Origin of the sequence: Nakamurella leprariae, assembly GCF_016918035.1 — a bacterium.
Classification (GTDB): domain Bacteria; phylum Actinomycetota; class Actinomycetes; order Mycobacteriales; family Nakamurellaceae; genus Nakamurella; species Nakamurella leprariae.
On sequence record NZ_JAERWK010000008.1, the window covers coordinates 139,520 to 161,942 of the forward strand.

The following is a 22,423-nucleotide window of genomic DNA, read 5'->3' on the forward strand; positions in this document are numbered from 1 at the left end:
TCGTGGTCGCGCGCCCGGACGGGGTCGTCCGGCAGCGGGTGGAGTGGGCGCCCGCGACCGAAGGGCGGCGCCATCGGCGACCTCGTCGTGAGCTGGTGCGGCCGGGAAGACCCGGCTCGGCGAATTCCGGACAGCGTTCGAAGCACGGACTTCAGGTCGGCGACCGGAGGCCCTTCAGCAGGGTGGGTGCGACTCAGGACGACAGTGGCCCGGCCTTCACGGAGTTACCGCACGGAATTTACCGCACGTTCGGACACCGACGAACAGCGTCGCCGGTGTGATGCCCGCGCCTTGCGGCGGGCGGCGAGGACCGTCACCCGCGGTGCGGGTCCTGATCCTCCTCCGGGGTCCGGTTCCCCGCCGTCTCAGCCGCCGTCTCAGCCGCCGTCTCGACCGGCGTCGCGGCGCCGGCCACCGCCGTGGGGCCGGCCTGGTGATCATCGGGCCGGTCGCCGTCGGGCCGGACGCCGTCACGGCCGCCCCACACCAGCGCCGGATCCTCCCGCGGCACGTGCCGGCGCAGCACCAGGAACAGCACGGCGCCGAGGAACACGATGACCGAGGTGAAGACGTTGATCCGGAGCCCGAGGAACTCGTTGGCCGGGTCGATGCGCAGCAGCTCGATCCAGGTCCGGCCCAGGGTGTAGCCGGCCACGTACAGCGCGAACGCCCGGCCACCGCCCAACCGGAACCGCTGGTCGGCCCAGACCACCACCGCGGCCACCGCCAGGTTCCACAGCAGCTCGTACAGGAACGTCGGCTGGAACGTGCCGCACAGCACCTCGGGGCTGGCCTTGACGTACTCGGTCGGGAACTCGCAGGTGGAGCCGGCCGGGATCTGGCCCGCCACCCCGTCCGGGGTGCGCAGGTAGACCTCCAGCGCCCACGGCAGGTCGCTGGCCGAACCGAACAGCTCCTGGTTGAACCAGTTGCCCAGCCGGCCGACGGCCTGGGCGACGACGATCCCGGGTGCGACCGCGTCGGCGAAGGCGCTGAGCGGGACCTTGTAGTACCGGCAGCCGATCCAGGCGCCGACCGCACCGAGGGCGATGGCGCCCCAGATGCCCAACCCGCCGTTCCAGACGGCGAAGGCGTTCCACGGGTTGCGACCGTCGCCGAAGTACAGCTGGTGGTCGGTGATCACGTGGTAGAGCCGGCCGCCGATGATGCCGAACGGCACCGCGAAGACGGCGATGTCGGTGACCCGGCCGGGACGGCCGCCGCGGGCGGTGAACCGGCGGTTGCCCCACCAGACCGCCACCACGATGCCGACGATGATGCAGACCGCGTAGGCGCGGACGGCGATCGGACCGACGTACCAGACGCCCTGCGGCGGGGACGGGATGGTGGCCAGGAACCCGGCGGTCACGCCGCCGGTCATGCCGAGGCCGCCCGGACCCCGCGGGCCAGCTCGGTGGCCAGCCGGCGGACGCCCTCGACGTCGGTGCCGTCCGGCCCGGCCGCCTGCACGAACGCCGATCCGACGATGACCGCGTCGGCGAAGCCGGCGATCTGCGCCGCCTGCTCGGCGGTCCGCACGCCCAGACCGACACCGATCGGCAGGTCGGTGACCGCCCGGCAGCGGGCCACCAGGTCGGCGGCGCCTGCCCCGACCTGGTCCCGGCCGCCGGTCACACCCATCACCGAGGCGGCGTACAGGAAGCCGCGGGTGGCCGCGGTGGTGCGGGCGATCCGCTCGGTCGGCGAGGACGGGGCGACCAGGAAGATCGGCGCGACCCCGTGGGCCTCGGCGGCGGCGGTCCACTCGTCGGCCTCGTCGACGATGAGGTCCGGGGTGATCACGCCGGCGCCGCCGACCGCGGCCAGGTCCCGGGCGAACGCGTCGGCGCCGTAGGCCAGCACCGGGTTGAAGTAGGTCATCACGACGGCCTGTCCGCCGGCCCGGGTGACCGAGCCCACCAGGTCGAAGACATCGCGGGTGTGCCAGCCGGCGGCCAGCGCGGTCTGCGCCGCGGCCTGGATGACCGGCCCGTCCAGCACCGGGTCGGAGAACGGCAGGCCCACCTCGACCAGGTCGCAGCCGCCCTCGACCATCGCGGCGAACAGCCGGCGGGAGGTGGCGGGGTCGGGGTACCCGGCCGGCAGGTAGCCGACCAGGGCGGCCCGCCCCTCGGCGCGGGTGCGGGCGAACAGCTCGGCCAGCCGGCCGGTGCCGGTCTGGTCGGCGGTGGTCGGGGTGCTCATCGGGCCGGCTCTCCTTCGGCGGTGCCCGCCGGCGGGACGGGCAACCCGTCCGGCGGGTCCTGGTGCTGGTCGGGCTCGCCGAGGCCGAACCAGCGCATGGCCGTCTCCATGTCCTTGTCGCCGCGGCCGGAGATGTTGATCAGCACGATGCCGTCCGGGCCGAGCTCGCGGGCCAGGTCGATGCCGCCGGCCACCGCATGCGCCGACTCGACCGCCGGGATGATGCCCTCGGTGCGGGCCAGCGTGGCCAGCGCTTCCATCGCCTGGGTGTCGGTGATCGGCCGGTACTCGGCGCGGCGGATGTCGGCCAGATGGCTGTGTTCCGGCCCGACGCCCGGGTAGTCCAGGCCGGCGGAGATCGAGTGCGACTCGATGACCTGGCCGTCCGCGTCCTGCAGCAGGAACGACCGGGCGCCGTGCAGCACCCCGACCGATCCCCCGCTGATGGTGGCCGCGTGCCGGCCCGTCTCGACGCCGTCCCCACCGGCCTCCAGGCCGACCAGCCGCACGTCCGGATCGTCCAGGAAGGCGTGGAAGATGCCGATCGCGTTCGAACCGCCGCCCACGCAGGCGGCGACCGCGTCGGGCAACCGCCCGGTCTGCTCGAGCACCTGGGCGCGCGCCTCCAGTCCGATGATCCGCTGCAGGTCGCGGACGATGACCGGGAACGGGTGCGGGCCGCCGACCGTGCCGAACAGGTAGAAGGTGTGGTCGACGGTCGCGACCCAGTCGCGGAACGCCTCGTTGATGGCGTCCTTGAGGGTGGCCGAACCGGTGGCCACGGACACGACCTCCGCGCCGAGCAATCGCATCCGGGCCACGTTCAGTGCCTGCCGCTCGGTGTCGACCCGGCCCATGTAGATGGTGCAGTCCAGCCCGAGCAGGGCCGCGGCGGTGGCGGTGGCCACCCCGTGCTGCCCCGCACCGGTCTCGGCGATGATCCGGGTCTTGCCCATCAGCTGCGCGAGCAGGGCCTGGCCGAGCACGTTGTTGATCTTGTGGCTGCCGGTGTGGTTGAGGTCCTCGCGCTTGAGCAGGATGCGCGCGCCGCCGACCTGGGCGGTCAGCCGATCGGCCGGCCAGACCGGGCTGGGCCGCCCTGCGTAGTCACGGGCCAACCGGTCCAGCTCGGCCAGGAACGACGGGTCACGACGGGCCTTGCGCCAGGCCTCGGCCACCTCGTCGAGGGCACCGACCAGCGCCTCGGGCAGCCAACGGCCACCGAACCGGCCGAAGTAGCCGCGCTCGTCGGGGTCGTGCGCCGTTCCGGCGATCGCCTCGGAGTGCCGCGGCAGCGGCGACGACAGGCCTGCGGGCGCGGCGGAGTTCACGTGCGGACTGCTCCCAACGAACGACGGGACGATCGCGCCCGGTCGGGACGCCTGGACGGAGTTACTGGGGCCGGTGCAGCCGGGCCGGGCGCGGGCAGGACGGGTGCGACCCCGCGGTGACCAGATCGGCCACCGCGGCCCGCGGGTCCCGGCTGGTGACCAGGCCCTCGCCCACCAGCACCGCGTCGGCGCCGGCCCCGGCGTAGGCCAGCAGGTCGGACGGGCCGCGGACGCCGGACTCGGCGATGCGGACCACGTCGCTGGGCAGGCCCGGGGCGATCCGGGCGAACACGTTCCGGTCCACCTCGAGGGTGGTCAGGTCTCGGGCGTTGATGCCGATGACCCGGGCCCCGGCGGCCAGCGCGCGATCGGCCTCGGCCTCGGTGTGCACCTCGACGAGCGCGGTCATGCCGAGCGACTCGACCCGCTCCAGCAGCCCGTGCAGCACGGGCTGGTCGAGCGCGGCCACGATGAGCAGCACGACATCCGCGCCGTGGGCGCGTGCCTCGTGCACCTGGTACGGGCTGACCACGAAGTCCTTGCGCAGCACCGGCACGTCGACTGTGCGCCGGACCGCGTCGAGGTCGGCCAGCGAGCCCCCGAACCGGCGCTGCTCGGTGAGCACCGAGATGACCCGGGCACCCGCGTCGGCATAGGTGGCGGCCAACGCGGCCGGGTCGGCGATGCTGGCCAGATCGCCCTTGGACGGGCTGCGCCGCTTGACCTCGGCGATCACCCCGACGCCGGGTTCCAGCAGGACCTCGAGCACCCGACGGGGCGGCGGCGCGTCGGCCGCGCGGGCCTTGACCTCCGCCAGCGGCACGGCCGCCTCACGGACGGCCAGGTCCTCCCGGACCCCCTCGATGATCGACTGGAGGACGTTCATGCGTGCTCCCCAACCAGACGCAGGACCAGGGCCTGACCGGTGCTGCCGTCCCCCGAACCGGGATCGGCCGTTCCTGGTGGTGGCGGTGTCATCAGAAACACATGGTAACCGGCGCGGGAAGGGCTCAGGACCACCCGCGCTCGTGAGCGTCACCCATCGCTACGAGTCGGATCGACGCCCGCATCGAGCTGCCGCCACCAGTCGAGTGAATCGGTGTCCCCCGACCGGACGGGGGCCGCTGGGTTCGCGGAGTCCGCGACGTCGCCGGCTCTGTCGGCACCGTCGCCGCGAGCCGGTCCGGTCGGCTCGGGGGTCGCGGGCACCGGACGCGCGGCCGACCCGGCCCGTCGGGCGGGGCGTTCGTACCGGCTGCCCAGCCGGCGCGCGCCCACCCCGGCCACCACGAGGACCGCGGCCAGCGCGATCAACAGCCCACCCTGGGCGCCGAGCAGCGGACCGACCGGATGCACGTCCGCCCCGCCGACCGGGGCGGCGGGACGGGCGAGCCGGTCGGTCAGGCCCTCGGCCGGACCGCCCAGCGCGGCCAGGCTGAGCCAGGTCAGCACGCCGCCGGCCGCGGCCAGCAGCACGCCCAGCCCGCGTCGCAGCCACCCGCGGACGCCCAGGGTGGCGGCCAGCCCGGCCAGCGCCACCAGGGCGATCGGGATGAGGGCTGGCACCACCGATCCACCGGACTCGGCGATGTCGATCCGGCCCTGCAGTGGGTCGTCGAACGACTGCGTCCACCAGGTCAGCCCGGCCGCCGACGCGGCCAGCGCGGCACCCAGCACCGCGGACAGCCAGAGCACCGCCACCGGCCGACGGCGCGACCGCGCCGTCGGCTCGACCTCGGGACGGTCGTCGGGGGCGTCGCTCACCGGCGGTCGGTCCCGTTCCGGGACACCGACCCGTCCGGCTGCGGCACGACCGGTTGCATGGTCTCGGCGGCGCCGATGGCGGCGATGACCGCGGACGCCTTGGCCCGGCACTCGGCGTCCTCGTTGGCCGGCACCGAGTCGGCCACCACGCCCGCCCCGGCCTGGACCGAGGCGACGCCGTCCTTGACCAGGGCGGACCGGATGGTGATGGCGGTGTCGGCATCCCCGGCGAAGTCCAGGTAGCCGACGACGCCGCCGTAGACACCGCGCCGGGCCGGCTCCAGCGCGTCGATGATCTGCATGGCCCGCGGCTTCGGCGCCCCGGACAGGGTGCCGGCCGGGAAGCAGGCGGCCAGCGCGTCGTACGCGGTGCGGTCCGACGCCAGCGTGCCGGTCACCGTCGAGACGATGTGCATGACGTGGCTGTACCGCTCGATGGAGAAGAAGTCGACCACCCGGACGCTGCCCGGCGCACAGACCCGGCCGAGGTCGTTGCGGCCGAGGTCGACCAGCATGACGTGCTCAGAACGCTCCTTGCTGTCCTCGAGCAGGTCCTTGGCCAGCAGCGCATCCTCCTCCTCGTCGTGCCCGCGGGGCCGGGTACCGGCGATCGGGTGCATCGTCACCTGGCCGCCGCGCACGGTGACCAGCGCCTCGGGCGAGGAGCCGACGACGGCGATGGGCCCGCCGTCCGGGGTGTCCACCCGGAGCAGGTACATGTACGGGCTGGGGTTGGTGGCCCGCAGTACCCGGTAGATGTCCAGCGGATCGGCGGTGGTCGGCACGTCGAAACGCTGCGAGACGACCACCTGGAACGCGTCGCCGGCCCGGATGTGCTCCTGCGCGACGCGCACCGCGTCCTGGTAGTCCTGCGAGGTGGTGCGGTTCCGGACCTCGGGCCGGCGGGCGGTGAACACCGCGGCCGGCACCTGATGCGGCTCGGCCAGGGTGGCCGTCATGGCCTCCAGTCGGGCCACCGCGTCGTCGTAGGCCGCGTCCACCCGCTCGTCGGTAGCGTCCCAGTTCACCGCATTGGCGATGAGGGTGACCGCGCCCTCGTGGTGGTCCAGGGCGGCCAGATCGGTGGCCAGCAGCATGACCAGCTCGGGGATGTGCAGCTCGTCCACCGCACGGCCGCCGGGCACGGTCACCCTCTCCCAGCGCCGCACCACGTCGTAGCCGAGGTAGCCGACCATGCCGCCGGTCAGCGGCGGCAGCCCGGCCAGCGGCTCGGTCCGCAGCAGCCGGACCGTCTCGGCCAGGGCGGCCAGCGGGTCGCCGTCGGCGGGCAGCCCGGCCGGCGGGGTGCCCATCCAGTGCACCCCGCCGTCCACCTCGGTGAGCGCGGCGGCCGACGCGACGCCGACGAAGGACCACCGGGACCAGCTGGCGCCGTGCTCGGCCGACTCGAGCAGGAAGGTGCCGGGGCGGTCCTGGGCCAGGGTGCGGTACAGGCCGACCGGGGTGATGGCGTCGGCCAGCAGCCGCCGGGTCACCGGGATCACCCGGCGGTGCTCGGCGGCCAGCGCCCGGAACTCCTCCCGAGTCGGCCGGATCTCACCCAGGGGCCAGGCGCCGCCGGTGGACCGGGACGCCCGGGTGGGACCGGGAACCGACTCAGGGGACGTGGTGGCGGTCGCAGACACGCGGCCATTCTGCCGCCCGGCGGGCGTGCTCCCGACCGGGCCGGACCTGGCCACCGGCTCAGCGGGACCGCAGCAGCCCGTCGTCGAAGCAGGTGCGGGTGCCGGTGTGGCAGGCCGGGCCGGTCTGGTCGACCAGCACCAGCAGCGTGTCGCCGTCGCAGTCGCGCCGCACCTCGACCACCCGCTGGGTGTGTCCCGAGGTGTCGCCCTTGACCCACTGCTGCTGCCGGGACCGGGAGAAGTAGGTGGCCCGGCCGGTGGTCAGCGTGGCCCGGACGGCCTCGGCGTCCATCCACGCGACCATGAGCACCTCGCGGGTGTCGTACTGCTGGGCGACCGCACAGATGAGGCCGGCGGCGTCGAACCGCAACCCGGCGAGCAGCTGGTCCAGCTGCTCGGGTGCCGTCGGCCCGGTCATGCCGGGCTCCCGGCGGTCGGGGTGCGCCGCACCGGGTGCCCGGTCCGGGCCAGCTCGGCCTTGACCTCGTCGATGCGCAGCTGCCCGAAGTGGAAGACGGACGCGGCCAGCACCGCGTCCGCACCCGCGTCGACCGCGGCCGGGAAGTGCTCGAGCGTGCCGGCCCCACCGGAGGCGATGAGCGGGACCCCGACGGCGGCCCGGATGGTGGTGAGCATGACGGTGTCGAAGCCGTCCCGGGTGCCGTCGGCGTCCATCGAGGTGAGCAGGATCTCCCCCGCGCCGGCCTCCTCGGCCTGCCGCACCCACTGCACCGCGTCGATACCGGTCCCCCGGCGGCCGCCGTGGGTGGTCACCTCGAACCCGGACGGGCAGTCGAGTTCGTGCTGGGCGGTCACCCGGCGGGCGTCCACCGCCAGCACCACGCACTGCGAGCCGAACCGGTCGGCCGCCTCGCGCAGGAACTCCGGCCGGGCCACCGCGGCGGAGTTGATCGACACCTTGTCGGCGCCGGCCCGCAGCAGTCCGTCGATGTCCTCGACGGTGCGCACTCCGCCGCCCACGGTGAGCGGGATGAACACCTGCTCGGCGGTGCGCCGGATCATGTCGTGGGCGCTGGCCCGATTGTCGCTGGTGGCGGTGATGTCCAGGAAGGTCAGCTCGTCGGCGCCGGCCTCGTCGTACCGCCGGGCCAGTTCGACCGGGTCGCCGGCGTCGCGCAGCTGCACGAAGTTGACGCCCTTGACCACCCGGCCCTCGGACACGTCCAGACACGGGATCACTCGTACCGCCACCGTCACGGCGACCACCCTACGAGGTGGGCGACCGTGCTCCGGTCGGGCGGCGGAGGGTGATCGCCGGGCGGCGGAGGGTGGCCGAGACGTTCCCGCGGCAACGCCTCCGTGGCCCACTGTGGTCGCGGCCGGACGGAGCGTTCCGAACGCGTTGCCGCGGCAACGCCGCGGGCTCAGGACCCGCTGACCGCCCGCAGCGCCTCGGGCAGGGTGAACGCCCCCGCGTAGAGCGCCTTGCCGACGATCGCGCCCTCGACGCCGACCGACGCCAGACCCGCCAGCGCGACCAGGTCGTCCAGGCTGGACACGCCGCCGGAGGCCACCACCGGGGCGTCGGTGGCGGCGCACACCTGCTGCAGCAGTTCCAGGTTCGGGCCCTGGAGGGTGCCGTCCTTGGTCACGTCGGTGAGGACGTAGCGGGAGCAGCCCTGCTCGTCCAGCCGGGCCAGCACCTCCCAGAGGTCTCCGCCGTCCTCGGTCCAGCCGCGGGCGGCCAGCGTCGAGCCCCGGACGTCGAGGCCCACGGCCACCCGGTCGCCGTACCGCGCGATGGCTGCGGCACACCACTGCGGCTGCTCCAGCGCGGCCGTCCCGATGTTGACCCGGGCGCAGCCGGTGGCCAGGGCCGCCTCGAGGGAGGCGTCGTCGCGGATGCCGCCGGACAACTCGACCCGCACGTCCAGCCGGCCGACCACCTCGGCCAGCAGCGCGGCGTTGGACCCGCGGCCGAAGGCGGCGTCCAGGTCGACCAGGTGGATCCACCCGGCGCCGTCCCGCTGCCAGGCCAGGGCGGCGTCCAACGGCGCTCCGTAGGTGGTCTCGGTACCGGCACGGCCCTGGACCAGGCGCACGGCCTGGCCGTCCGCGACGTCGACGGCGGGAAGCAGTTCGAAGCTCACGGCGGGCAAGGCTACGGGCTCCCGATGCGCTTCAGTGCCGCATGCCCACGTCAGTGCCCGAGCAGGCCCCGGACGTACGCGGCCTGGGCGACGTGCTCCAAGTCGTCGTCCAGCACGCTGACCAGGCGGACGCCCAACGAGACCGGCGGGTCCCAGCGCTCATCGACGATCCGGTCCAGGTCGGCGTCGCTCAGCGCGGCAACGAACTCGAGCGTCCGGGCGTGCACGGCGTCGTGATACTCGCGCAGCGGCGCGGCCCCGGTCCCGGCCACCCCGAGTTCGTCCACGTCGACGCTGGTCTGGCCGTACCCGGTGGCGGCCGGCTCGAACGGCAGCGCGAACCGGGCGACGAAGTCCTCCTCCAGCCAGACCTGCTGTCGGCCGGCGACCTCGGCGATGTGGTCGTCCTGCACGCGGGTCAGGTGCCAGACCAGCCAGGCGATCGAGTTGCCGGCGGGTGCGCCGGCCCGGCCCGCAGGCCGGAAGGCCAGGTCGGCCGGGTCGAGGTCACTCCCGTCCTTGGCCGACAGCACGTCGTGCACCCGTTCGGCGATGCGTCCGTAGGCCTCGGTCAGCAGTTCGGCAGTCCGCATGTGGGTCCTTCCTGGTGGCGGTCCGGTGGACGGTCCGTGGATGGGGCGTGCTCAGCGCAGGTCGACCGCCCGGGTCCAATAGGCCTGTGCGGAGCGGCCGACGCGGGCCACCACCAGGGTGGCGGCGTGGATGGTCGGTCCCCGCAACGCCGGACGCAGCCGCGTCCGCAGCACGTCCGGCACCACGGCAGTACCCCGTTGCTTGATCTCCAGCGTGCCGATGTCGTCACGTCGGCACCACTGCGCGACGGTCCGCTCGGTGAACGGCGCCGTGTCGAGCACCCGGAAGGCGCGCACCCCGGCCGGCGGCCGCGGTCCGGTCAGGTAGGCCAGGTGTTCATCCAGCCGGGACAGGCCGTGCCGCGCCGCCCACTGCCGGACCAGGTGGGCACGGACCACGGCGCCGTCCGGGTCGACGATCCAGTCCTGCACCGGGGTGACCGGCGCGTCGTCGGGTTCGGTCGACGACACCTGCTCGATGCCGAGACCGATGCCGAGAACGGTGGCGGTGCCGTCAAGCCGGGTGGTCAGCACGGTGGCCCGGCGGGCGGGTCCGGCCAGTTCGGCCGGCCACAGCACCGCCTCGCGCACCGTGCCGTCCAGCGAGACCAGTTCCACCTCACCGGGCCGGGCCAGTGCGTCATGGTCGATGCCCGGCGGCACCCGCAGCACCGGCGGTCGGTCGGCCGATCCGGCGTCCAGCTCGGCCACCGACGGCACCGTGTCCGCGGACGTGATGCGGCGTCCGGTGCCCGAGCGGCGGGCCGGGTCGGCGTACCGCAGCAGGCCGCGTCCGACCGGCGTGCGGGCGTCGGCCCGGGCCAGGACGACCGGGACACCGGGCGGCGTCCCGGAGTGGGCCAGGTTGTGCGCGGCCATGGCCAGCCGCACCGGGTCCAGGTCGGACCCGAGCACCACCGGGCAGCCGGCGGCCAGCGTCACCAACTCGGTGCCGATCGAGCAGGTCAGGTCGTGCACACCGATCCCGGCCAGCCGGGCGGCGCGATGAGCGGCCACCGGCGCCGGGGTGGCCTGCTGCAGTGCCTCGTCGGTGAGCAGCCAGTCGGCACTGAGCGGGCCGAGCTTGGCGACCGCCAGCCGGCGCAACCGGGCCGTCTCCAGCACGGCGGCGGCCCGGGCGCCGACCGCCCGGCGCAGCCGATCGGCGTCCCGCAGCCGGGTGGCGTCGGTGAGGGCCAGCCCGGCGGCCAGGCCGAGCGCGTCGGTCCCGGCGGCGGACCGCAGGAAGGCCACGTCGTCGAGGGAGAACCGGTACGCCACGGGCGGCTCGCTCGGTCCGTCGGTCGGGGGCCCGCTCAGCGGGCGTAGGCGAAGAACCGTCCGCCGCGCTGCTCCAGCGCCAGGGACATGCCGAAGGTGGCCGACAGGTGCTCCTCGGTGAGCGTCTCGGCGACCGGACCGGCCGCCACCACGCCGCCGTCGCGCAACAGCAGCACGTGGGTGAAGTCGACCGGGATCTCCTCCACGTGGTGCGTCACCAGCACTGTGGTCGGCGCCGCCGGGTCCTGCGCGAGCCGGGTCAACCGGGCCAGCAGGTCCTCCCGGCCGCCCAGGTCGAGGCCGGCGGCCGGCTCGTCGAGCAGCAGCAGCTCCGGGTCGGCCATGAGCGCGCGGGCGGCCAGGGTGCGCTTGCGCTCGCCCTCGGACAACGTCCCGTACATCCGGTCGGCCAGCCGGGCGACCCCCATCGCGTCGAGCAGCTCGGTGGCCCGGTCGAGATCGAGCTGGTCGTAACGCTCCCGCCACCGACCCAGCACGCCGTACCCGGCGGAGACCACCACGTCGACCACGCGTTCCTGCGGCGGCACCCGGCTGGCCAGCGCGGCCGAGGACACCCCGATGCGGGGCCGCACCTCGGCCAGGTCGACCGCGCCGAGCCGCTCGCCGAGCACGTGCACCCGCCCGGAGGTCGGATGCAGCTGCGCCGCCGCCACCTGCAGCAGGGTCGTCTTGCCCGCGCCGTTCGGCCCCAGCACCACCCAGCGCTCGTCGGCCAGCACCTCCCAGCTCACCGCGTCGAGCAGGACGGTGCCGCCGCGCCGGACGGTGACGTCGAAGCCGTGGATCACCGAGTCCGGACCCGGGACGATCGAGGGGCGCCCGGCGGTGCCGGTCGATCCGGGGGCGGAGGCTGTCGGTCGGGGCATCGGCGCTCTGGCGGCAGTCACGCGGGTCATTGTTCCCCACCGGTCCGTGCGCCGGAGACGGCACCGGTCCGGCCGGTCGGCCGCGCCGCCCCGGCACGGCCACGGCCGGAGCACGGATCCAACACGGATCCGACACGCGGGTGGAGCGCGCCCTGGGAGGATGCGCCGATGACCGGCATCCGACCTCCCGCCCTGCGCCGCCCGGTCGACGACGGTTGGGACTGGCGGATCGCCCCCGGAGCCGCCAACCCGGGCGCGGTGCCCCGGTTCGGCTCCAGCCCGTTCCCCGGTGAGGCGTTCCCGCTCGGCGCCACCGTCACCGATTCGGGGACCAACTTCGCGGTCATCGCCGACGCCGACGCCACCGGTGGTGGGGTGGAGCTGTGCCTGGTCGACGCCCAGGGCGAGGAACGACGCATCCTGATGGAGGAGCGCACCTACGGCATCTGGCACACCTTCGTCCCGGGCGTGCTGGCCGGCCAGCGCTACGGCTACCGGGTGCACGCCCACGACGGCGCCAAGCTGCTCCTCGACCCGTACGCCCGTCGGCTGACCGGTACCGCCTACGACCTGACCGCGGCTGGGACGCCCGGGGTGACCACCGACGCGGACACCGTGCCGGTGGGTGTGGTCTCGCACCCGGTCCGGTCGATCTCCGCCCGGCCGGAGACCCCGTGGGCGGACACGGTGATCTACGAGGCCCACGTGGCCGGGCTGACCCGGCTGCACCCGGAGGTGCCCCGCCGGCTGCGCGGCACCTTCCGCGGCGTGAGCCACCCGGCCGTCATCGACCACCTGTTGAGCCTGAACGTGACCGCGGTCGAGCTGCTGCCGGTGCACGCGCACGCCGACGAGCCGGGCCTGGCCGCCACCGGGCGGCACAACTACTGGGGTTACTCCACCCTCGGCTACTTCGCGCCGCACCCCGGCTACGCCTCGGCCCGCGGACGCGAGCTCGAGGAGTTCGTGTGGATGGTCGACGCGCTGCACGAGGCCGGGCTCGAGGTCATCCTGGACGTCGTCTACAACCACACCTGCGAAGGCAGCCCGAGCCAGTCGGCGATGCTGTCCTGGACGGGGATGTCCCCGCGGTCGTACTACCTGGCCGACGGCCACGACATCACCGGCTGTGGGCGGACCGTCGACCCGGGCATGCTGCCGGTCACCCGCATGGTCACCGATTCGTTGCGCTACTGGGCGGCCGATCTCGGCGTCGACGGGTTCCGCTTCGACCTGGCCTCGGTGCACGGCCGACCGCACGGCGGGACGTTCGACCCAGCCTCGGCCCTGCTCACCGCCATTGCCACCGACCCGGTGCTGTCCCGGCGCAAGTTGATCGCCGAGCCGTGGGACGCCACCGGCGAGGGCTACGCGGTGGGCCGGTTCGGGGTGCAGTGGAGCGAGTGGAACGACCGGTTCCGCGACACCGTCCGCGACTTCTGGCGCGGCCAGCGTGGGGTCCGCGACCTGGGGTACCGGCTCACCGGGTCCTCCGACCTGTACGGCGAGGGCCGGCGACCGTGGTCGTCGATCAATTTCATCACCGCGCACGACGGGTTCACGCTGCGCGACCTGGTCAGCTACGCCGGGAAGCACAACGAGGCCAACGGTGAGCGCAACCGTGACGGTACCAACGAGAACCGTTCCGCCAACTACGGTGTCGAGGGCGAGACGGACGATCCCGCGATCGTGGCGACCCGCCTGCGGCAGGCCCGCAACCTGATGGCGACGCTGCTGCTGGCCACCGGGACGCCGATGATCACCGCCGGGGACGAGCTGTGGCGGACGCAACGCGGCAACAACAACGCCTACTGCCAGGACAACGAGATCAGTTGGCTGGATTGGTCACCCGTCGACGTGCCGGGCAGCCCGGGCGCGTCCATGCTGGCGTTCACCCAGCGCGTGCTGGCCGTGCGGCGGGCCGCCCCGGCGTTGCACCAGGGCGAGTTCTTCGACGGTCGGGCTCCGTCCGGCCGTGGTGACGGCATCCCGGACCTGGTGTGGTTCAACGACTCCGGCGTGCAGATGACGATGAACGACTGGTTCGACGGGAGCCGGTCGACCGTGCAGATGTGGGTGGACGGCCGCGACGTCCGTGGCCACGGACCGGCCGGGCAGCCGCTGGTCGACGAGTCGTGGCTGCTGGTGCTGCATGCCGGCGCCGAGGACGTGGACGTGGTGCTGCCGGCCGGTCCGTACGGCACCGCCTACAGCCCGGTGATCGACACCGGCACCGACACCGGCGTCCCGGCCGACGACCAGGCCATCGCCGCCGGACTGCCGGTCACGCTGCCGGCCCGGACCTGCTGGCTGCTGCGGGCCCACCGGCCCGACCCCGGCACGGTGGACGGGGCCGGACCGGACGGGAGCTGACCGCCAGGCCGGCTCAGGCGTGGGTGACCAGGCCGAGCTCGGCCGGCGAGACCAGCAGCGGGTGCCGCGGCAGCACCCGTACGGTGTACCCCACCGCGCCCGACCGGGTCAGCGGCAACTGCGCCTCGAACCGGAAACCTTCAGCCGGGTCGACGCTCTCGGCCCCGGCCGGCAGCACCGACATCGGCACGGTGGTGATGTCGTGCAGATCCTCGTGCTCGTCCACCCGCCCGGTGACGGTCTGCACCTCGACGTCCTCGGGCTGCAGATCGGCCAGGTCGACGAAGGCCCGGACGGTCATCACGTTGCCCAGCGACGGATCGGTGCCGATGCCCGAGGTGTCCACGTTCACCACGCGCACCAGCGGCCAGGCCGCCGCGACGCGCGTCTTCCACGCGGCCAGATCCTTGGCCACCGCAAGGTCCTGCCCGACCCGGCGGTTGTACCGGGCCGCCGGCCCGTAGTACCCGGTGACGTAGTCCCGGACCATGCGGGTCGCCTGCACCCGTGGCCCCAGGTAGGCCAGGGCGTGCCGCACCATGTCGATCCAGGCCTGCGGCACCCCGGCCGCGTCCCGCTGGTAGAACAGCGGCGCCACCCGGCTCTCCACCAGCCCGTACAGGGCCGAGGCCTCCAGCTCATCCCGGCGGGCGTCGTCCACGCCGTTCGCCGACGGGATGGTCCACCCGTCGTGCCCGTCGTAGAGCTCGTCCCACCAGCCGTCGGAGATCGACAGGTTGAGCGCGCCGTTCAGCGCTGCCTTCATGCCCGAGGTGCCGGACGCCTCCTGCGGGCGGATCGGGTTGTTCAGCCAGACGTCGGCGCCGGCGCACAGCACCGAGGCCATGCCCATGTCGTAATCGGGCAGGAAGACGATGCGGTGCCGGATCTCCGGATCGTCGGTGAACCGGACCATCTCCTGCATGAAGCGCTTGCCGTACTCGTCGGCCGGATGCGCCTTGCCGGCCACCACGATCTGCACCGGGTGGTCACGGTCGAGCAGGATCTGCTTGAGCCGGGCCGGGTCGCGCAGCATGAGCGTGAGCCGCTTGTAGGTCGAGACGCGCCGGGCGAACCCGATGGTCAGCACGTCCGGGTCGAGGATGCTGTCGGTCCAGTCGAGTTCGGCCTCGGTGCTGCCGCGCTGCAGGTAGGAGCGGCGGACGGTGGCCCGGGCCAGGTCGACCAGACGGGATCGCAGCAGTCGCCGGATCTCCCACAGCCGGGCGGCCGGGACCCGGTCCGCAGCAGGCCATTCCGAGGCCGAGGCGAGGTCCTGCCAGTCGGCCATCTCCCCCGCCACCTCGACCATCTCGCGGGCGGCCCAGGTGGGCAGGTGCACACCGTTGGTCACCGAGCCGATCGGCACCTCCTCGGCCTCGAAGCCCGGGTATAGCCCGGAGAACATGTTGCGGGACACGACGCCGTGCAGCTTGGCCACGCCGTTGGACCGCTGCCCCAGACGCAACCCCATGTGGGCCATGTTGAACCGGCTCGGGTCCGGCTCCGCGCCCAGGGCAACGATGCGCTCGACCTCGATGCCGGGCAGCACTCGCGATCGGCCGTGCTGGTCGCCGTCGAGGTAGTGCCGCACGAGATCGACCGGGAAGCGGTCGATCCCGGCCGGGACCGGGGTGTGGGTGGTGAAGACGTTGCCGGCCCGGACGGCCGCCAGACCCTCGTCGAAGGTGACACCCTCGGCCGCGATCAGCTCGCTGATCCGCTCCACGCCCAGGAATCCGGCGTGCCCTTCGTTCATGTGGAAGACCTCGGGCCGCGCGTGCCCGGTGATCCGGCACCAGGCGTTGATCGCCCGCACGCCGCCGATGCCCAGCAGGATCTCCTGCTTGATGCGGTGGTCCTGGTCGCCGCCGTACAGCCGATCGGTGACCTGGCGCAGGTGGTCGTCGTTCTCCTCGATGTCGGCGTCCAGCAGCAGCAGCGGGACCCGGCCCACCTGGGCCAGCCAGACCCGGGCGGCCAGCGTGCGGCCACCGGGCATCGACACCGAGACGGTCAGCTGCCGGCCCGGACCCGCCTCCGGGTCGAGCACCCGCTCGATGGGCAGCCCCTGCGGGTCGTGCGCCGGGTAGTGCTCCTGCTGCCAGCCGTCGGCGGACAACGACTGCCAGAAGTAGCCGAAGTGGTAGAGCAGGCCGACCCCGATGATCGGCACGCCCAGGTCGGACGCCGACTTGAGGTGGTCCCCGGCCAGGATGCCCAGACCGCCGGAGTAGTTGGGCAGCACCTCGGTGAGGCCGAACTCCATGGAGAAATAGCCGACGGCGTCGGGGAACTCGGCCCCGGCGGCCACCTGCTGCTGGTACCAGCGGGGCTCCGACAGGTACAGGCCGAGGTCGTCGGACAGCGCCCGCATCCGCAGCAGGAAGTCCTCGTCGCCGGCCAGCTCCTGCAGGCGGGCCACCGAGACGGCCCCCAGCAGGGCCAGGGGATCGCCCTCCAGCTGCTCCCACAGCTGTCGGTCGATGTCCGCGAACAGGTCCTTGCTGGCCGGATGCCAGGACCAGCGCAGGTTGCGGATCAGTGCGCCGAGGGGTTCCAGCGGCTCGGGCAGCTGCGGGCGGACGGTGAACCGACGGAGGGCCTTCACGACCCCGAACCTAACCCGGCCCCGGCCACGGCGGTCAACGGCCCGACGACTTTCCGATGACATCTGCCCAGTCCGGCACGATCCAGACACTCAGGGTGATCTTCGGTCACAGCAGAACCGGGTGCCGTCCTCCGGGTGGCCCAGCGGTGTCCGACACGCCGTGTCGCCCGCGGGTACGGCGCCGGTGCACCACCGGGGGCCTCCCGGTAGGTTGGCCGCGTGGCTGGTCGCATCGGACTGAACGACATCACTCCCACGGTCGCCTGCGGGCGGTACCCCAGCAAGGCGGTGGTCGGAGCACCGGTGGAGATCACCGCGACGGTCTTCCGGGAGGGACACGACGCCGTCGCCGCGAACGTGGTGTGGCGGCCGCCGGCCGACCCCGTCACCGGGCGCCGGCCGCGCGAGGCGGCCGGACCGCTGCACCGGATGACCCGGACCGCGGACTGGAGCACCTCCTACACCGCCACCGTGGTGCCCGACCGGCCGGGACTGTGGAGCTTCGTGGTCGAGGCCTGGAGCGATCCGTTGAACACCTGGCGGCACGCTGTCGAGGTCAAGGCGGCCGCGGGTCAGGGCGCCGACGAACTGGCCAACGACCTGGAGACCGGCGCCCGGCTGCTGGAGACGCTGGCCGCGCGCCCGCGGCAGCGCTACACCGCCGCCATCTCCGTGGCCGTGGACGCCCTGCGCGACGGGACCCGTTCGGTGGCCGAACGTCTCGGTCCGGCACTGGCCGACGAGCTGTGGTCGGTGCTGCAGGCCGAGCCCATCCGCGAACTGGTGACCAAGTCCCCCGCACAGCAGGTGTGGGTCGACGTCCCGCTGGCCGAGTCCAGCGCCTGGTACGAGTTCTTCCCGCGGTCGGTCGGCGCCGAGATCGATGTGGAGGGCCGGCCGTTGCGGCACGGTACCTTCCGCGAGTCCATCGGCATGTTGGACCGCATCGCCGCCATGGGCTTCGACATCGTCTACCTGCCGCCGATCCACCCCATCGGCGAGGTGAACCGCAAGGGGCGCAACAACACCGTCACCCCGGAGCTTACCGACGTCGGCTCGCCCTGGGCCATCGGGTCGCGGTTCGGCGGCCACGACGCCGTGCACCCGGAGCTCGGCACCCTGGAGGACTTCGACGCGTTCGTGGCCGCGGCCACCGAGCGCGGCCTCACGATCGCGCTCGACCTGGCCCTGCAGTGCGCCCCGGACCACCCCTGGGTGGCCGAGCACCCGGAGTGGTTCACCACCCGGCCGGACGGCAGCATCGCGTACGCGGAGAACCCCCCGAAGAAGTACCAGGACATCTACCCGCTCAACTTCGACAACGACCCGCAGGGCCTGTACGCCGAGGTGCTCCGGGTGGTGCAGCACTGGATCGACCACGGGGTCCGCGTCTTCCGGGTGGACAACCCGCACACCAAGCCGATCGACTTCTGGGAGTGGCTGATCGCACAGGTGCACCGCCAGCACCCGGACGTGATCTTCCTGGCCGAGGCGTTCACCAAGCCGGCGATGATGCACGAGCTGGGCCGGCTCGGTTTCACGCAGTCGTACACCTACTTCACCTGGCGCAACGCCAAGCAGGAGCTCATCGACTACGCAGTGGAGCTGGTCGAGGCCAGCGACTACATGCGGCCGAACTTCTGGCCCAACACGCCGGACATCCTGCACGAGGCGCTGCAGCACGGCGGTCCGGCCAACTTCGCCATCCGCGCCACCCTGGCCGCCACGCTGAGTCCCAGCTGGGGCGTGTACTCCGGGTTCGAGCTCTTCGAGCACCGGGCCGTACGGGTGGGCAGCGAGGAGTACCTGGACTCCGAGAAGTACCAGCTGCGTCCCCGGGACTACGCCGCCGCGCTGAGCCAGGGAGGTTCCCTGGAGCCCTACATCGGCCGGATGAACGCCGTCCGGCGCGCCCATCCGGCCCTGCAGCGGATGAAAGGTCTTTGGTTCCACGGTATCTCGAACGACCAGATGCTGTGCTTCTCCCGGCACGACCCGGTCAGCGGGGACACCGTGATCGTCGTGGTCACCCTGGACCCGTTCAAGCCGCAGTCCGGTGAGACTGCTTTGGACATGGCCCAGCTGGGTATGTCCTGGGACGAGCGGTTCGAGGTGGTCGACGAACTGTCCGGCGAGACCTACCAGTGGGGGGAGCGCAACTTCGTCCTGCTCGACCCGCACTGGCGGACGGCGCACGTCCTGACCGTCCGCCGACCCGAACCGACACCGGCGACGCCGTCCGCTCCGCCGCTCGGCTGACCCGCCCCACCGTCGTCCAGTCCGGCCCTCGCCTGGTGAAGGAACGCACCGCATGACCTCATCGCCCGCCGCCACCGCGTCCGGAAGTCCGTTGCCGGAACCGGATGCCAGTTCGTTCGCCCACGCCCGACCGATCGCCGGTCAGGCGGAGTGGTACAAGCGCGCCGTCTTCTACGAGGTCCTGGTGCGCGCCTTCGCCGACTCCAACGGTGACGGCACCGGCGACCTGCGCGGCCTGATCGACAAGCTCGACTACCTGCAGTGGCTGGGCGTCGACTGTCTCTGGCTGCCGCCGTTCTACGACTCCCCGCTGCGGGACGGTGGGTACGACATCGCCGACTTCCGCAAGGTGCTGCCCGAGTTCGGCACGGTCGAGGACTTCGTGGCCCTCCTCGACGCCGCGCACGCCCGGGGCATCCGCGTCATCACCGACCTGGTCATGAACCACACCAGCGATGCCCACCAGTGGTTCCAGGAGTCCCGGCGCGATCCTCAGGGGCCGTACGGCGACTACTACGTCTGGCGGGACGACGACACGGGGTACCCGGACGCCCGGGTCATCTTCGTCGACACCGAGCCCAGCAACTGGACCTTCGACCCGGTCCGCAAGCAGTACTACTGGCACCGGTTCTTCTCGCACCAGCCCGACCTGAACTTCGAGAACCCGGCCGTGGGCGAGGCCATGATCGACACCCTGCGGTTCTGGCTCGATCTCGGCATCGACGGGTTCCGGCTCGATGCCGTGCCCTACCTCTTCGAGGAGGAGGGCACCAACGGAGAGAACCTGCCCAAGACGCACGAGTTCCTCAAGCGCTGCCGCAAGGTGATCGACGACGAGTACCCGCACGCCGTGCTGCTCGCCGAGGCCAACCAGTGGCCGGCCGACGTGGTCGAGTACTACGGCGACCCGGCCGTGGGCGGCGACGAGTGTCACATGTGCTTCCACTTCCCGCTCATGCCGCGCATCTTCATGGCCGCGCGACGGGAGTCGCGGTTCCCGATCTCGGAGATCCTGGCCCAGACGCCGGCCATCCCGGAGAGCGCGCAGTGGGGCATCTTCCTGCGCAACCACGACGAACTCACCCTCGAGATGGTCAGTGACGAGGACCGCGACTACATGTGGGCCGAGTACGCCAAGGACCCGCGGATGAAGGCCAACATCGGCATCCGCCGCCGGTTGGCCCCGCTGCTGGAGGGCGACCGCAACCAGATCGAGCTGTTCACCGCGATGCTGCTGTCGCTGCCCGGGTCACCGGTCCTGTACTACGGCGACGAGATCGGCATGGGCGACAACATCTGGCTGGGCGACCGGGACGGCGTGCGCACCCCGATGCAGTGGACCCCGGACCGCAACGCCGGGTTCTCCCGCTGCGACCCGGCCCGGCTGTACCTCCCGGCGATCATGGACCCGCAGTACGGGTTCCAGACGATCAACGTCGAGGCCCAGATGAACTCCACCGCCTCACTGCTGCACTGGACCCGCCGGATGCTCGAGATCCGGTCCCGTTACGCGGCCTTCGCCATCGGCGAGTTCACCGACCTGGGCGGCTCGAACCCGACGGTGCTGTCCTACGTCCGGCACTTCGACGGCGTCGGCGGCCTGGACGGCGAGGGCCCGCACACCGTGTTGTGCGTCAACAACCTGTCGCGCTTCCCGCAACCGGTGGAGCTCGACCTGCGCGAGCACGAAGGCGCCATCCCGGTCGAGCTGACCGGCGGCGTGCAGTTCCCCCGCATCGGTGAGCTGCCGTACCTGTTGACCCTCCCCGGCCACGGGTTCTACTGGTTCGACATCTCGGGCGAGCCGGAGCAGCAGTGACGGCGGCGATCGTGCAGACCAGGCCGAGCTCGTCGAGGAGGACCGGAAAGTGACGTCAGCGAACGCAGGATCGGATCCGGGCGCGGCCGCCCAGGCCGCGCCGGTGAGCGACACCGACCTGGTGACCCTGCTCGCCGGCTGGCTGCCGCAGCAGCGGTGGTACGCCGCGAAGCAGGATCCCGACGCGGTCGTCGGCATCACCGACCGCAACCTGGTCGCCGTCGCCGGCGAGCACGACCTGCACGTGACGGTCGAGCAGGTGCTCATCGAGGTGAGCGGGTCGCACGGGCGCTCGCAGTACCAGCTGTGGCTGGCCTGGCAACCCGAGGGCACCGGGGCCGAGGAGCACGCCGGTGCCATCGGCACGGCCGGCGGACTGTCCGCCACCGACGCGCTGCTGCTGCCGGCGGTGTCCCGCCTGTTGATCACCACCGTGGCCGACGCCGCCGCCCTGGGCCCGGTGCACGCGGTCCGCGAACCCGACGCCGACATCGACATCACCGCGCACGGCATGGTCATCGGCGCCGAGCAGTCCAACACCTCCATCGTGTACGGCCATTCGGCCATCCTGAAGATGTTCCGACGCCTGGAGCCGGGTCCGAACCCGGACGCCGAGGTGCACCGGGCGCTGGCGGCCGCCGGATGCCGGCACATCGCCGAGCCGCTGGGCGAGCTGATCGGCCCGGTCGGCGACGAGGAGGCCGGCCGGGAGACGACGCTGGGCCTGCTCACCCGGTTCTACCCGAACAGTGCCGAGGGCTGGGCGATGGCCCTGTCCAGCGTCCGCGACCTGATGGCCGAGGGCGACCTGCGGGCGGACGAGGTGGGTGGCGACTTCGCGGCCGAGGCACACCGGCTCGGCGAGGCGGTCGCCGCGGTGCACGCCGACCTGGCCGGCGCCTTCGGCGGCCGCTCGGCCGACACCGACGAGCTGCGCCGCATCCTCGACGACATGGCCATCGAGGCCCGGTCGGCGGCCGAGCAGGCGCCGTCGCTGACCCAGTACCTGCCCGGGATCCTCGCGGTGTTCGAGCAGGCCGCCGCGCACGCCGCCTCGCTGCAACTGCAGCGCGTCCACGGCGATCTGCACCTGGGGCAGACGCTGCGCACCCTGACCGGCTGGCTGGTCATCGACTTCGAGGGTGAGCCGGCCAAGCCGCTGGCCTTCCGCCGGTCGATGCAGAGCCCGCTCAAGGACATCGCGGGCATGCTGCGCTCGTTCGACTACGCCGCCCACCAGCCGCTGGTGGGCGGCCGACCGGACGCCCAGCACGTCTTCCGGGCGGCCGAGTGGGCCGCCCGCAACAGCACGGCCTTCTGCGACGGCTACGCCGCCGCGGCCGGCACGGACCCGCGGCAGGCCGGCGGCCTGCTCCGGGCGTTCGAACTGGACAAGGCGGTGTACGAGGTCGTCTACGAGCACGGCCACCGCCCGAGTTGGGAAAGCATTCCACTGCAGGCGGTTTCCCGCCTCATCAATGCCGGAGGATCCCTGTGACCGACGAACCGCAGCGCGAGGCGGCCGCCCCCAAGCCGCGGGCGA

At 73.0% G+C, this 22,423-nt stretch carries 17 protein-coding genes; 4 read left to right on the forward strand and 13 right to left on the reverse strand.

Going from position 1 to position 22,423, the window contains the following annotated elements:
- Window positions 1-313 precede the first annotated feature (313 nt).
- The 12 genes from lgt to JL106_RS06030 form a co-directional block, all read right to left on the reverse strand.
- Window positions 314-1,369, reverse strand: a complete 1,056-nt coding sequence (gene lgt / locus JL106_RS05975; RefSeq protein WP_328841491.1) for a prolipoprotein diacylglyceryl transferase — start codon at window positions 1,367-1,369, stop codon at window positions 314-316.
- Between the two features lie 8 nt (window positions 1,370-1,377).
- Window positions 1,378-2,205, reverse strand: coding sequence for a tryptophan synthase subunit alpha (gene trpA, locus JL106_RS05980; RefSeq protein WP_205259785.1), 828 nt, complete (start codon window positions 2,203-2,205; stop codon window positions 1,378-1,380).
- Window positions 2,202-3,512, reverse strand: coding sequence for a tryptophan synthase subunit beta (gene trpB / locus JL106_RS05985; protein ID WP_268928033.1), 1,311 nt, complete (start codon window positions 3,510-3,512; stop codon window positions 2,202-2,204). The genes trpA and trpB overlap by 4 nt, the downstream gene beginning before the upstream one ends.
- A gap of 85 nt (window positions 3,513-3,597) precedes the next feature.
- Window positions 3,598-4,422, reverse strand: coding sequence for an indole-3-glycerol phosphate synthase TrpC (trpC, locus tag JL106_RS05990; RefSeq protein ID WP_205259786.1), 825 nt, complete (start codon window positions 4,420-4,422; stop codon window positions 3,598-3,600).
- Window positions 4,423-4,571: 149 nt separating this feature from the next.
- A complete protein-coding gene (locus JL106_RS05995; protein WP_205259787.1) occupies window positions 4,572-5,300 on the reverse strand; it encodes a Trp biosynthesis-associated membrane protein in 729 nt (242 codons plus the stop codon).
- Complete coding sequence (locus JL106_RS06000; RefSeq protein ID WP_205260052.1) at window positions 5,297-6,865, reverse strand: anthranilate synthase component I; 1,569 nt, start codon at window positions 6,863-6,865, stop codon at window positions 5,297-5,299. Before JL106_RS06000 ends, JL106_RS05995 begins: the two co-directional genes overlap by 4 nt.
- A 139-nt stretch (window positions 6,866-7,004) precedes the next feature.
- Window positions 7,005-7,364, reverse strand: a complete 360-nt coding sequence (gene hisI, locus JL106_RS06005; RefSeq protein ID WP_205259788.1) for a phosphoribosyl-AMP cyclohydrolase — start codon at window positions 7,362-7,364, stop codon at window positions 7,005-7,007.
- Window positions 7,361-8,164: an imidazole glycerol phosphate synthase subunit HisF gene (gene hisF / locus JL106_RS06010; protein WP_205259789.1), complete on the reverse strand. Its 804-nt coding sequence runs from the start codon at window positions 8,162-8,164 to the stop codon at window positions 7,361-7,363. Before hisF ends, hisI begins: the two co-directional genes overlap by 4 nt.
- A 167-nt stretch (window positions 8,165-8,331) precedes the next feature.
- Window positions 8,332-9,057 (reverse strand): bifunctional 1-(5-phosphoribosyl)-5-((5-phosphoribosylamino)methylideneamino)imidazole-4-carboxamide isomerase/phosphoribosylanthranilate isomerase PriA, encoded by a 726-nt coding sequence (gene priA / locus JL106_RS06015; protein ID WP_205259790.1) that lies wholly within the window; start codon window positions 9,055-9,057, stop codon window positions 8,332-8,334.
- A gap of 50 nt (window positions 9,058-9,107) precedes the next feature.
- Window positions 9,108-9,650, reverse strand: a complete 543-nt coding sequence (locus tag JL106_RS06020; protein WP_205259791.1) for a mycothiol transferase — start codon at window positions 9,648-9,650, stop codon at window positions 9,108-9,110.
- 51 nt (window positions 9,651-9,701) lie between these two features.
- A complete protein-coding gene (locus JL106_RS06025; RefSeq protein ID WP_205259792.1) occupies window positions 9,702-10,931 on the reverse strand; it encodes a THUMP-like domain-containing protein in 1,230 nt (409 codons plus the stop codon).
- A gap of 35 nt (window positions 10,932-10,966) precedes the next feature.
- Window positions 10,967-11,848 carry an ABC transporter ATP-binding protein gene (locus tag JL106_RS06030; protein ID WP_407940106.1) on the reverse strand — a complete coding sequence of 294 codons (882 nt, stop codon included), beginning with the start codon at window positions 11,846-11,848 and terminating at the stop codon, window positions 10,967-10,969.
- 138 nt (window positions 11,849-11,986) lie between these two features.
- Between JL106_RS06030 and glgX the strand changes: the two genes are divergently transcribed.
- A complete protein-coding gene (glgX, locus tag JL106_RS06035; RefSeq protein WP_205259793.1) occupies window positions 11,987-14,191 on the forward strand; it encodes a glycogen debranching protein GlgX in 2,205 nt (734 codons plus the stop codon).
- Between the two features lie 13 nt (window positions 14,192-14,204).
- Here the strand turns inward: glgX and glgP are convergent, their stop codons facing one another.
- Window positions 14,205-16,802: an alpha-glucan family phosphorylase gene (gene glgP / locus JL106_RS06040; protein ID WP_205259794.1), complete on the reverse strand. Its 2,598-nt coding sequence runs from the start codon at window positions 16,800-16,802 to the stop codon at window positions 14,205-14,207.
- Between the two features lie 219 nt (window positions 16,803-17,021).
- Between glgP and JL106_RS06045 the strand changes: the two genes are divergently transcribed.
- The 3 genes from JL106_RS06045 to JL106_RS06055 are packed head-to-tail and all read left to right on the forward strand — an operon-like array spanning window position 17,022 to window position 22,378.
- Window positions 17,022-19,061 (forward strand): alpha-1,4-glucan--maltose-1-phosphate maltosyltransferase, encoded by a 2,040-nt coding sequence (locus JL106_RS06045; protein WP_205259795.1) that lies wholly within the window; start codon window positions 17,022-17,024, stop codon window positions 19,059-19,061.
- 52 nt (window positions 19,062-19,113) lie between these two features.
- Complete coding sequence (gene treS / locus JL106_RS06050; protein ID WP_205259796.1) at window positions 19,114-20,880, forward strand: maltose alpha-D-glucosyltransferase; 1,767 nt, start codon at window positions 19,114-19,116, stop codon at window positions 20,878-20,880.
- 49 nt (window positions 20,881-20,929) lie between these two features.
- The gene (locus JL106_RS06055; RefSeq protein ID WP_205259797.1) at window positions 20,930-22,378 is read left to right on the forward strand and encodes a maltokinase N-terminal cap-like domain-containing protein; all 1,449 of its coding nucleotides are present in this window, start codon (window positions 20,930-20,932) and stop codon (window positions 22,376-22,378) included.
- Window positions 22,379-22,423: the final 45 nt, after the last annotated feature.